The 11,448-nt window shown below is 74.3% G+C and carries 12 protein-coding genes; 4 read left to right on the top strand and 8 right to left on the bottom strand.

Translation table 11 applies throughout. The features are described from left to right. Positions 1-29: 29 nt before the first annotated feature. Positions 30-1,073, bottom strand: coding sequence for a cell division protein ZapE (gene zapE / locus ACIQ87_RS13095; protein ID WP_402405798.1), 1,044 nt, complete (start codon positions 1,071-1,073; stop codon positions 30-32). A 147-nt stretch (positions 1,074-1,220) separates the two neighbouring features. On the opposite strand from zapE, the gene ACIQ87_RS13090 reads away from it, so the two are divergent. The 4 genes from ACIQ87_RS13090 to msrB all read left to right on the top strand — a co-directional run bounded on the left by ACIQ87_RS13090 (position 1,221) and on the right by msrB (position 4,513). After that, entirely contained in the window at positions 1,221-2,006 is a 786-nt protein-coding gene (locus ACIQ87_RS13090) for a pyrimidine reductase family protein (RefSeq protein ID WP_402405530.1), read from the top strand. Positions 2,007-2,063: 57 nt separating this feature from the next. Then, complete coding sequence (locus ACIQ87_RS13085; protein ID WP_392878555.1) at positions 2,064-2,525, top strand: indole-3-glycerol phosphate synthase; 462 nt, start codon at positions 2,064-2,066, stop codon at positions 2,523-2,525. 111 nt (positions 2,526-2,636) lie between these two features. Further along, positions 2,637-4,067, top strand: coding sequence for a UDP-N-acetylmuramate--L-alanine ligase (gene murC / locus ACIQ87_RS13080; RefSeq protein WP_402405528.1), 1,431 nt, complete (start codon positions 2,637-2,639; stop codon positions 4,065-4,067). Between the two features lie 41 nt (positions 4,068-4,108). Further along, positions 4,109-4,513: a peptide-methionine (R)-S-oxide reductase MsrB gene (gene msrB, locus ACIQ87_RS13075; RefSeq protein ID WP_392878559.1), complete on the top strand. Its 405-nt coding sequence runs from the start codon at positions 4,109-4,111 to the stop codon at positions 4,511-4,513. A gap of 75 nt (positions 4,514-4,588) precedes the next feature. Here the strand turns inward: msrB and ACIQ87_RS13070 are convergent, their stop codons facing one another. The 7 genes from ACIQ87_RS13070 to ACIQ87_RS13040 form a co-directional block, all read right to left on the bottom strand. After that, entirely contained in the window at positions 4,589-5,782 is a 1,194-nt protein-coding gene (locus tag ACIQ87_RS13070; RefSeq protein ID WP_402405526.1) for a cytochrome P450, read from the bottom strand. Then, a complete protein-coding gene (locus tag ACIQ87_RS13065) occupies positions 5,779-6,345 on the bottom strand; it encodes a GTP-binding protein (protein WP_402405796.1) in 567 nt (188 codons plus the stop codon). The genes ACIQ87_RS13070 and ACIQ87_RS13065 overlap by 4 nt, the downstream gene beginning before the upstream one ends. Before the next feature lie 70 nt (positions 6,346-6,415). Further along, the gene (locus ACIQ87_RS13060) at positions 6,416-6,769 is read right to left on the bottom strand and encodes a DUF742 domain-containing protein (RefSeq protein ID WP_402405524.1); all 354 of its coding nucleotides are present in this window, start codon (positions 6,767-6,769) and stop codon (positions 6,416-6,418) included. Continuing rightward, on the bottom strand, positions 6,766-7,197 hold the full coding sequence (locus tag ACIQ87_RS13055; protein ID WP_392878565.1) for a roadblock/LC7 domain-containing protein: 432 nt from the start codon (positions 7,195-7,197) through the stop codon (positions 6,766-6,768). Before ACIQ87_RS13055 ends, ACIQ87_RS13060 begins: the two co-directional genes overlap by 4 nt. Further along, positions 7,194-9,122, bottom strand: a complete 1,929-nt coding sequence (locus ACIQ87_RS13050; protein ID WP_402405522.1) for an ATP-binding protein — start codon at positions 9,120-9,122, stop codon at positions 7,194-7,196. Before ACIQ87_RS13050 ends, ACIQ87_RS13055 begins: the two co-directional genes overlap by 4 nt. A 101-nt stretch (positions 9,123-9,223) precedes the next feature. Continuing rightward, a complete protein-coding gene (locus ACIQ87_RS13045; RefSeq protein WP_402405520.1) occupies positions 9,224-10,234 on the bottom strand; it encodes an MBL fold metallo-hydrolase in 1,011 nt (336 codons plus the stop codon). Positions 10,235-10,392: 158 nt separating this feature from the next. After that, the gene (locus ACIQ87_RS13040; RefSeq protein WP_402405519.1) at positions 10,393-11,349 is read right to left on the bottom strand and encodes a GNAT family N-acetyltransferase; all 957 of its coding nucleotides are present in this window, start codon (positions 11,347-11,349) and stop codon (positions 10,393-10,395) included. Positions 11,350-11,448: the final 99 nt, after the last annotated feature.

Here is an 11,448-nt window from a genome sequence, read left to right as displayed (position 1 = left end):
CGGTACGACCCACCACCGACAAGCGGGTCCTACCTGGCGCTGTCCCGGGCGAGGGCGACCAGGCGGGAGATGGCGCGCAGGTACTTCTTCCGGTAGCCGCCGCGCAGCATCTCCTCCGGGAAGACCCGGTCGAAGGGCAGGCCGGAGGCGGTGATCGGCAGCTCGCGGTCGTACATCCGGTCGGCCAGCACGACCAGGCGCAGCGCGGTGGACTGGTCGTCGACCTGCTTGACGCCGCGCAGGCAGACCGCGGTGACGTCGTCCAGCAGCGCGCCGTAGCGGCTGGGGTGGACGGCGGAGAGGTGGGCGAGCAGGGCGTCGAAGTCGTCCAGCGAGGCGCCGGGGGTGCGGCCCGCGGCGTCCGCGACGGCCTCGTCGGTGTACGGCGGCGGGGCGTCCGGCAGGCCGCGGTGGCGGTAGTCCTGGCCGTCGATCCGCATCGGGCGGAAGTGCGCGGACAGGCCCTGGATCTCGCGCAGGAAGTCGGCGGCGGCGAAGCGGCCCTCGCCGAGCTTCTCCGGCAGGGTGTTCGAGGTGGCGCACAGCTTCACGCCGTTGTCGACCAGCCGGCCGAGCAGGGTGGAGACCAGCACGGTGTCGCCCGGGTCGTCCAGCTCGAACTCGTCGATGCAGAGCAGGGTGTGCCCGGAGAGGGTCCGCACGGCCTGCTGGAAGCCGAGCGCGCCGACCAGGTTGGTCAGCTCGACGAAGGTGCCGAAGGCCTTGGGGCCGGGGGCGGTGTGCCAGAGCGAGGCGAGCAGGTGGGTCTTGCCGACGCCGTAGCCGCCGTCGAGGTAGACCCCGGCCGGGCCGGTGGGCGCGGGGGCGGAGCGGCGGAACCAGCTGCGCTTGGGCGCGGAACCGTTTCCTCCACCGAGGGTGGCCGCGAACTGCTCCAGGACCTGGACGGCCTCGTACTGGCTCGGCTGGGTCGGGTCCGGGATGTACGTCCCGAAGCTCACGTCGGCGAACCGGGGCGGCGGGACCATCTCGGCGACCAGCCGCTCGGCGGGCACCACGGGACGACGGTCGGTGAGCGCGATCGGGGAGCCGGACACGGGTGCGGCGGTTATCGGCTCGGGCGCGGTTGCGGAGTGGGAGGCTGCGGGCACATCAGTAGAGGGTACGCCTGCCGGGTGAGCCGTCCGAACGACGCACGGGTCCTGACGCGGGGCCCGCGGCCCCGGACGGCGCAGGGGCCGCGGTGGAAGACTGAGGACATGCAACAGTTGATCAGCCCGCTGGACGGGCGGCTCGAGGATCCGGCCGCACTGGAATCGCTCGCCGCCGTGTACGCGTACCCCGAACAGGTGAATCAGGGGCGCCCCTGGCTGCGCGCCAACATGGTGTCCGGCCTGGACGGCGGGGCCAGGCTGGACGGGCTCTCCGAGGGCCTCTCCGGCGACGCCGACAAGCGGATCTTCGGGGTGCTGCGGGCACTGTCGGACGTGGTACTGGTGGGCGCGGAGACGGTCCGCGCCGAGGGTTACCGGCCTGCCAGGGCGCGTAGGGAGTTCGCGGCGGCCCGAACGGCGGCCGGGCAGGCGCCCGCCCCGGCGATCGCCGTGGTGAGCCGCTCGCTGCAGCTGGACCTGACGGCTCCGCTGTTCACCGAACCGCTGGTCAGGACGGTGGTGATCACCACCGAGGACGCCTCCGAGGAGCGCCGCCGGGCGGTCGCCGAGGTGGCCGACCTGGTGCTCGCCGGAACCGGCGCGGTGGACCTGCGGGCGGGCGTGGCGGCGCTGGCCGCGCGGGGCTGGACCCGGCTGCTGACCGAGGGCGGCCCGCGCCTGCTGGGGCAGCTCGCGGCGGCCGGCCTGCTGGACGAGCTGTGCCTGTCGCTGGCCCCGCTGCTCACCGGCGGCGACGCGCCGCGCATCCTCCACGATGCGCAAATGCCGGACGTGCAGCGGATGCGGCTGGTCTCATTGATCGAGCAGAAAGGTTTCCTCTTCACCCGCTACCTGCGTCGCCCGGGTTCGGATGACCCCGTGACCCCCTGATCGTGAGCCCGTTATGCGATGCCGGGGCCCGGGGGCCGGCCACTGGAAGGGACTCACGTGTTCAAGACGGTACTGATGATCGAAAAAGCTCTCTCGGACGCGGACGTGGAACTCGTCACCACGCTCCACGGCGAGGAGGAGGTGTCCTTCGTCGTCCTGATGCAGCCACGCGGCAGGCAGGACGAACTGCTGCGGGCGCTCGACGACGTCGCCCTCGGCCACCTCGACAAGGTGGTGCACGAGCACGACGAGTCCGAGAGCGGCCCGACGGTGGCCACCGAGTCGCTGGAGCACAGCCTGCGCCACCTGCGCACGGCCGGGGCCGCGGCGGTGGGCGAGCTGGTGGAGGAGAAGCCGCTGGAGCGGCTGCGCGCGGTCGTCGAGGAGCAGCGGGCGGACGAGGTGGTGGTGCTCACCTCGCCGCACTTCGTCGAGGAGTTCTTCCACCGCGACTGGGCCTCCCAGGCCCGGCACAAGGTGGGGGTCCCGGTGCTCAGGCTGTTCGCCAGCGACTCCTAGCCCCGCCCGGTGGTGGTGCAGAATCGTCCTTGCGGTCCGCCCGCGAGGACGATTCCGTCTTCCCGTCCCGTCCGCCCGACCTGTCTGCCCCCGCCCGTACGGAGCCACGCCTTGAACGACGCCGCGCACGACCTGCACGCCCCGCACTTCATCGGCATCGGCGGCGCCGGGATGTCCGGCCTGGCGAAGATCCTCGCCGTGCGCGGGGCCAGCGTCTCCGGCAGCGACTCCAAGGAGTCCGAGACCGTCCTCGCGCTGCGCGCCCTCGGCGCCACCGTGCACGTCGGCCACGCCGCCGAGCACGTTCCGGACGGCACCAGCAGCGTGGTCGTCTCCAGCGCGATCCGCGCCGACAACCCCGAGCTGGTCGCCGCCCACGAGCGCGGCATCCCGGTGGTGCACCGCTCCGACGCGCTGGCCGCGCTGATGGGCGGCCGCAGGGCGCTGGCGGTGGCCGGCACCCACGGCAAGACCACCACCACGAGCATGCTCGCCGTCGCCCTCGGCGAGCTGGGCCTGGACCCGTCCTACGCGATCGGCGGCGACCTCGACGCCCCCGGCTCCAACGCCCACCACGGCACCGGCGAGATCTTCGTCGCCGAGGCCGACGAGAGCGACCGCAGCTTCCACAAGTACGCGCCCGAGGTGGCGATCGTGCTCAACGTGGAGCTGGACCACCACGCCAACTACGCCTCGATCGAGGAGATCTACGAGTCCTTCGAGACCTTCGTCGGCCGGATCGTCCCCGGCGGCACCCTGGTGGTCTCGGCCGACCACGACGGCGCCCGCGAGCTCACCTCCCGGGTGGCCGGCCGCGAGGGCCTGAACGTGGTGACGGTCGGCTCTGCCGAGGACGCCGACCTGCGGGTGCTCTCGGTGGTCGCCCACGGCATGACCAGCGAGGTCACCGTGCTGCTGGACGGCGCCGAGCTGGCCTTCACCGTCTCGGTGCCCGGCCGGCACTACGCCCACAACGCGGTGGCCGCGCTGGCCGCCGGCGTCGCGCTGGGCGTCCCGGCCGCCGACCTGGCCAAGGCGCTCGGCGCCTACACCGGCGTGCGCCGCCGCCTCCAGCTCAAGGGCGAGGCCGGCGGGGTCCAGGTGATCGACTCCTACGCCCACCACCCCACCGAGATGACCGCCGACCTGGAGGCGATCCGGGAGGGCCTGACCGGCGGCGGCCGGGTGCTGGTGGTCTTCCAGCCGCACCTGTTCAGCCGCACCCAGCAGCTCTCCGAGGAGATGGGCCGGGCCCTGGCACTGGCCGACTCCTCGGTCGTGCTGGACATCTACCCGGCCCGCGAGGACCCGATCCCCGGCGTGACCAGCGAGCTGATCATCGACGCGGCCCGCCGGGCCGGCGCCGAGGTCACCGCCGAGCACTCCTTCGCCGCGGCCCCCGCCCTGCTGGCCGGCCTCGCCCGCCCGGGCGACCTGCTGCTCACCATGGGCGCGGGGGACGTCACCAACCTCGGCCCGGCCATCCTTGACCATATCGAGGGAGGCCTGACGCACCTCGCGAACGTTGCATCCAACGTCTGACCCACGTCCGTCCGACGTACGCCGCGACCGGGAGCCGTGAGATGAGCTACGAGATCGAGAAGACCGAGGCCGAGTGGCGCGCCCAGCTCAGCCCCGAGGAGTACCACGTGCTCCGCGAGGCGGGCACCGAGCGCCCCTTCACCGGTGAGTACACCGACACCAAGACGGTCGGTGTCTACAGCTGCCGGGCCTGCGGGTCCGAGCTGTTCAGCTCCGAGACCAAGTTCGACAGCCACTGCGGCTGGCCGTCCTACTACGCGCCGCTGGCCGGGGACCGGGTCCAGTACATCGAGGACACCTCGCTCGGCATGCGCCGGGTCGAGGTGCGCTGCGCGAAGTGCGGCGGGCACCTCGGGCACGTCTTCGAGGGCGAGGGCTACGGCACGCCGACCGACCAGCGCTACTGCATCAACAGCGTCTCGCTGACGCTGAAGCCGGCCGAGTAACGGCGTACGCGAGGGCCCGGGCACCCCGAGGGTGTCCGGGCCTTCGCGCTGCCCTCGCGCACTGCCTCTCGCGCGCTACCCCTCGACCGGCTGGAAGCGGACCGGCAGGTGCATCAGCGCCCGGTGGAACGGGCCCGGGCGCCAGAGCAGGTCCTCGGCGGGCGTGGCCAGTTCGAGGTCGCTGAGGCGGCTGCCCAGCTGCTCGATCGCGGTGATCGCGATCAGCAGGGCCGGGTCCCGGGCCGGACAGGCGTGCGGGCCGGCCGCCCAGGCCAGGTGGGCGCTCTCGCCGCCGCGCGGCCCGCTGTCCTCGGCGGCCGGCGCGGCCTGGGAGTTGGCGGCCGCGTACGAGACCAGCATCAGCGAGCCCGCCTCGATCTCGCGGCCGTGGAAGGTGATGTCGTAGCGCGGGTAGTGGGCCGAGAAGTTGGCCATCGGCGGCGCGTGCCAGAGCACCTCGTCGATCGCCTGGTGGGCGGTCATCGCACCGCCGAACAGCGAGCCGGCGTAGCGGGCGTCGGTGAGCAGGCGCAGCAGGGCGTTGCCGATCAGGTTGGTGGTCGGCTCGTGTCCGGCGATCAGGGTCAGGGTGATCTGCCGGATCACCTCGTCGTCGTCCAGCCCGACCGGGTGGGTGACGTACCAGGAGGTGAGGTCGTGCCGGGGGCGCTCGCGGCGCTCGGCGACCATCGCGGTGACCACCGCGAGGAGCTTCCCGTACGCGGCGCCCGCCTGTTCGGTGGACTCGATCAGCCCGGTGATCGCGGCCACCATCTCGGCGTGCTGCGCCTCGGGCACGCCGAACCAGGTGGTCAGCACGAAGGCGGGCAGCTGGCGGGCGTACTCGGCGATCAGGTCGGCCCGCCCGACGGCGGCGAAGCGGTCGATCAGCCGGTGCGCGGTCCCGGCGACCTGGCGCTGGAGCCGGTGCGGTTCGAACAGCGCGAGGGCGTCGGTGATCACCGCCCGGTAGCGCGCGTGCGTCTCCCCGTCGCTGAACAGCGCGGTCGGACGGTAGCCGAGCATCGGCATCAGCGGGGAGTCCGGCGGCAGGTTGTGCTGCCAGACCCGGGAGTCCTTGGAGAAGGTGTCGGTGTCGCGCAGCAGGTCCAGCGCGGCCTGGTAGTCGGTGACCAGCAGGGCCTCGACGCCGGGGGCGATCTCCACCGGGGCGACCGCCCCGTGCCGCCGCAGCCGCTCGTAGACCAGCTGGGGATCGGCGGCGAAGACCGGGCCGTGGATCGGGGTCGGGCGGGACTCGGCGGTCACGGCTGCTCCGGTGGGGCGGGGGCGGCGGGCGCCGCGGGCAGGGAGTCCAGGACGTGCTCGGCCAGCGCGATCAGCGCGTCCAGGCTGCTGTCGCGGTCCCGGGCGTCGCAGAGCAGCAGCGGGGTGGCGGCGTGCAGGTCCAGGTGGGTGCGCAGCACGTCGACCGGGTGGTCCGGTGCGTCCGGGAAGCGGTTGACGGCGACGGCGTACGGCAGGCCCTGCTCCTCGACCATGTCCATGATCTCGAAGGAGTCGGCCAGCCGTCGGGTGTCGGCGAGCACCAGGGCGCCCACGGCGCCGCGGGCGATGTCCCGCCAGAGCGGGAAGAAGCGGCGCTGGCCGGGGGTGCCGAACATGTAGAGCACGACGTTGCCGGGCAGGGTGAGCCGGCCGAAGTCGACGGCGACGGTGGTGGTGACCTTCTCGGGCACGCCGGCCAGGTCGTCCACCGGACGGCCGGTCTCGGTCATCGCCTCCTCGGTGTGCAGGGTGGCGATCTCGGAGAGGGTGCGGATGAGGGTGGTCTTGCCGACCCCGAACGGGCCGGCCACCACCAGTTTCATCAGCGTCTGGTCCTGGTCGGGCAGGTAGCCCACCCGGCTCTGGTCTTCCGGGCCCGGCCGGCCGGCCGGGTCACCGGAGCGCACGGAGTCCAACGAGGAGCCTCTCGACGATGGAGCGGTCGGTCTGCTGGGCGCGCGGGATCGGCGCGCGGGCGTGCAGGCAGCCCGCCTCGACCAGGTCGGCCGCGAGGAAGACGGTGGCGCTGACCGGCAGTCTCAGGTGCGCGGCGGCCTCCACCACGGTGAGCGCGCCCGGTCGCAGCAGTTCCCACAGCCGGCGGTGTTCGGGTTCGAGTGCGTTCGGCGGGTCGGCGCGGTCGGCGAACAGCACGGTCAGCCGCTCGAAGCCCTTGGTGCCGGGGCGGGTGCGGCCGCCGGTGGCCAGGTAGGCGGGCACCATCCGCCTGCGGGGGGTGGCGGTCATGACCGCTCGTCGTCGTCCTGCCGCCGGGTCGGGCTCGCGAGCGCGCGACCGAGGGCGGCGACCTGCAGCTGCATCTGGTAGGCCACGTTGCCGAGTTGGGCTTCCGGCGAGGTGAAGACGGCGAGCGAGGTGTTCTCCCCGGCGGGCACCACGACGGCGTAGCCGAGGTCGGACTCCACCACGGTCTGGGCCAGCCGGGGCCGCTCGACGTCGGTGAACGCGGCGGTGAAGGCGCGGGCGGCGGCGTGCACGGTGGCGGTCATCGCGGCGACCCGCTCGGCCGAGGCCCGCTCCAGGCCGTCCGAGGCGCCCTCGACCAGGCCGTCCCCGGTGGCGATGACCGCGTGCAGCACCCCCGGCAGCTCCAGCAGCGGGGTCAGCACCCACGAGATCTCGTCGGTGGTGGTCGGGCTGGGCGTGCTGCTCACTGCTCTGCTCCTTCTAAGGTCGGACCGGCGCCCCGGGCGCCGGGGTCGTGGTCGGCGGCGGTGTCGCCGGAGGTGCGGGTGCGGCCGGTGCCGCTGGTGTCCGTGCCGGTCGTGCCGGTGCTGCTGATGTCCGTGTCGGTCGTGCCGGTGGTGCCGGTGGTGCTGTCGCTGTGTCGGGGAGCGGCCGGGCCGGGCGCGGCGCCGGCGGCCTCCTCGCGTGCGGCCCGGGCCACGGCGGCCCGGCCGGAGTCGGTGCCCCGCTGCAGCGCCTGCCAGTGGGCGGCGGCCCGCTCGGGGGTGCGGTCGGCCACGGGGGCGGGGGCGGGCTCCGCGGCGGCGGCCGGGCGCTCCGCGGCCAGCGGACGGCGGCGGCGCCTGGTCGGCAGGCCGGTGCCGTCGTCGACCACGGGTGCCTCGTCCGCGGGGGCGTCCACCGCGGGCGCACCGTCCGTCGGACCGGCCGCCGGCTCGTCGCCTTCCGGGCCGTCCGCGACCGGGTCCGGCACCACCCGGATCGCCGGGGCCGGGTGCGGGCCAGGCCGGTCGTGGCGGTCGGCGAGCCGCGGTCCGTCCTGCTCGTCCGCGTCGCGCATCGGCGGGACGGCCGCGACGGTGGGCGCCGGGGCCGGGCCGGGCCGTAGCGGCAGCGGGGTGAGCACCGACAGCTGCCGCTCGTCGTCCACGACGGTCACCAGCGCGGCCGGGATGCGCAGGATGGTCCGCATGCCGCCGTACGGCGAGGGCTCGATGTGGCAGGAGAAGCCGTACTGGCGGGCCAGCTTGCCGATCACCGCGAAGCCGGCCTTGGGCGGGTTGCCGAGTTCGGTGAGCAGCAGGTCGGGCGGGCCGGCCAGCAGTCGGCGGGCGCGGCGCAGCTGGTCCTCGTCCATGCCGATGCCGCTGTCGTCGATGATCACCAGCGCGCCGCGGCCGCCCTGCTGGACGGTGACCGGGACGTCGGTCTCCGGATGGGAGTAGGCGGTGGCGTTGGCGAGCAGTTCGGCGATGGTGACGGCGATCGGCTCGGCGGCCCTGGCGACCACGGCGAGGTGCTGCTCGCGCAGATGGTTGGCGACCTTGATGCGGGCGTAGCCGGGCACCCGGGAGAGTGCCCCGACGACCACCTCGGCGAGCGGCGAGTCGGTGCGGGCCAGGCCCGGCCAGGCCTCGCAGAGCACCGCGACGGTCTGGATCCGGCGCAGCGCGACCTCGTTGCGGAAGTCGACCTCCAGCAGCCGGGGGTCGTCGTTCTCGTGCTGGAGCTGCTGGACCAGGCTCTGGATCTGGTACAGCAGGGTCTGGATCCGGGAGGTGGCTCCGCGCATGGCGGCACGGGCGGCGGCGTCCACCCGCTCGCGCTCGTCGGCGAGGGCGGCGAGCGCGGCGTCCAGGACGGCCTGCAGCGCCTGGACCGCCTCGGGGCCGACGGCCTGCGGGTCCAGCGGGCCGACCAGCGGGGCGTTGGCGTGGGTGAGCCGTACGGCGGTGGCGGCGACCCGCTCCTGGGCGAGGTGGCCGATCTCGGCGAGCAGCGCGGCGCCCCGCGCCTCGGCGGCGGCGAGCGCGTGCTCGGCGCGCTCGGCGCGGGCGGTCGCGGCGTCGCCCTGCTGCACGGCCTCCCGGACGTCGGCCTGCGCCTGCCGGGCCGTCTCCTGGGCTTCGCGGACGCTGTCCTCGGCGGCCCGGGTGCGCTCCCGCTCCCGCCGGGCCTCCTCGGCGGAGTGCCGGGCGGCGTCCTGCGCCTCGCGCTGCTGCTGCTCGGCGCGGGCGAGCCTGCCCTCGGTGGCACGGGTGCGTTCCTCGCCCCGGCCGAGCGCGGTCTCGGCGGCCGTCGCCCGGGCGAGGGCCCGGGCCCGGCCGCGGGCGAGCACGGCCGCGGCCACGGCGGCGACCAGCGCCAGGACGATCAGCGCGATCAGCGTCATCGAAGTCCTCGGGAGTGCTTGCGGGGTGGACCGGGTGGTGCGGCGGGGCCGGGCAGGTGGTGCGGCGGGGCCGGGCAGGTGGTGCGGCGGCGCCGGGCGGGTCAGTTCCGGACGGTGCGAGGGCGCGGGGCCCGGGCGGAGTCCTCGGCCAGCTCCCGGGCCACCATGGCGACCTGACCCAGGGCCTCCAGGGCGCCGGGGGCCGCCGAGCCGTCCAGGTGCCGGTACTCGGCCGCGATGGTGATCACCAGCCGCTCGGGCAGGCCGAGTTCGGGGTAACGCTGCTCGGCGATCACCCGTCGGGCGGCGTCGAGGGCGGGTATCCCGGCGGCGTGCAGGGCGTGGGCGCGCTCGCGGACGTAGGCGAGGTAGCCGATGTGCTCCCGGACGCCGTCACGGTCGAGCACCGGGCCGTGGCCGGGCACGAAGATCTCCGCGCCGGTGGCGAGGGCCTGCTCGCAGGCGGCGATGACGTTCTCCAGCGGTCCGGCCCAGTGCGAGGGGTGGTCGCCGGGCTGCTCGGGCGTCGAGGAGAAGATCACGTCGCCGGTGAACACCGCGCGCTGGTGCGGGAGGTGGACCAGCAGGTCGCCACCGGTGTGGGCGGCGGGCAGGCTGGTGATCCGCACCGGGTGACGGCCGACGGTCAGTTCCAGCTCGCCGGTGAACACGGTGTCGGGGCGCACCGGCTCGGTGCCGGACCAGTCGAACCGCCCGAAGTGCTCCTTCAGGTAGCCGCCGAGCGGCGAGTCCGGGTCGCTGTTCGCGACCAGGGCGTGCTGCTGCTTCGGGGTGGGCTCCCAGTGGATGTGCTCCAGTGCCTCGCGGGTGGCGATCACCTCGGCGTCCGGCAGCACCCCGGCGCCCCACAGGTGGTCCCCGTTGGCGTGGGTGACGACCACCCGGTCGATCCCGACCCCGTCCGGCAGCAGCCGCCGGCTCGCGGCGAGGAACTCCCCGGCCATCGAGGGGTCGTACGGCGTGTCGATCCAGAGCGCGGTGGTCTCCGAGGCCAGCAGCCCGCAGTTGGCCAGGCCCCAGCCCCGCTTCGGCGGGAGCCACACGTACAGGTCCTCGGCAATCGCGCTCACGTTCGCACGGCTGATCATCATGTGCGCGATTATGCCCATGCAGTGTCAGGAATGGAGCAAAACTATTACAGTTCAAGCCACTTCGCGCCCGAAGAGGGATGATCTGCCCCGTTTCGCCCCACGTGGTCTGGACCACATCTGGCCGAAGTGACCCCGGCCCCCGCCCCGGTTCCTGAGCGTCAGATCCCCTGCTCCGAGGGCTGCTTCAGCTGCTTGATCGCCTTGCGCTCCCCCGCGCAGCGCTCGTAGCCCAGCCACGCGTTGATCGCCAGCATCGGCGCGTTGGTCGTGTCGTTGCTGGTGTACGCGTGCCGCAGGCCGGCCGCGGCGGCGAGCCGCAGGGACTCCAGCTTGGCCAGCTTGGTCAGTCCCCGGCCGCGGAACTCCCGGCGGCAGGCGGTGAACGCGGACCAGTAACGGCCCAGCCCGTCGGTCTGCGCCATGCTGAACGCGGCCGGGCTGCCGTCCACCACGGCGACCACGCTCAGGGCGAGGTCCCGGTCCGGCCGGGTCCAGTCGTTGCGCAGCCAGTCCTCGTACTCGTAGGCGTCCATCGGCACTTCGCTGCCGGGCTCGTCCAGGATGGCGTCCGACTCGACCAGGAACACCGGGTGCGGGTCGGCCGCCCAGTCGGCGGCCGGGCGCAGCTCGACACCGGCGGGCCGTACGGGCGCCGCCGGCAGCGGCAGCGCCAGGTCCCGCCCGGCGAACTGCATGGCGCGCCCGAGCCGGTAGCCCCGGGCGGTGGCGAAGGCCAGCGAGGCGGGCTCGTCGTCCACCCAGGTGTGCAGCTCCGTCACCCCGTGCCCGGTCAGGTGCCGTTCGGCCGCGGTCAGCAGCCCGGTGGCCGCGCCGTGCCGCCGGAACGCGGGCAGCACGCTGCCGTTGGCGTAGCCGATGCCCCGGGCCGTCGTCCCGAGCACCACCCCGCAGCGCACCGCGCCGACCACCCGGCCGTCCAGCTCGGCGACGAAGGTGCGGAAGTGCTCCTCGGGACTCGGCTGGGCGTTCAGCCAGATCAGGGTCTCCGCGGAGAGCACCAGGTGCTCGCGCCCGGCCCGGTGGGCCGCGGCCACGGCCTCGGCGTCCTCGGGGCGGAAGTCACGGATCGTCATGTGCGCGTTCGAAGAAGTCATGGGTTCCCACGCTAGCCGCGCCCTCCCGTCCGGCGCCCGCGATTTTCCCGCCGGCCGGGCGCCCCGAGCGCGGGGCCGGCCCGGACCCGGGACCGGAGT

This window comes from Kitasatospora sp. NPDC096204 (genome assembly GCF_044763205.1).
Lineage (GTDB): Bacteria > Actinomycetota > Actinomycetes > Streptomycetales > Streptomycetaceae > Kitasatospora.
Note: the sequence above shows the minus strand (reverse complement) of the source record. Positions and strands in the feature narration are given on the sequence as shown.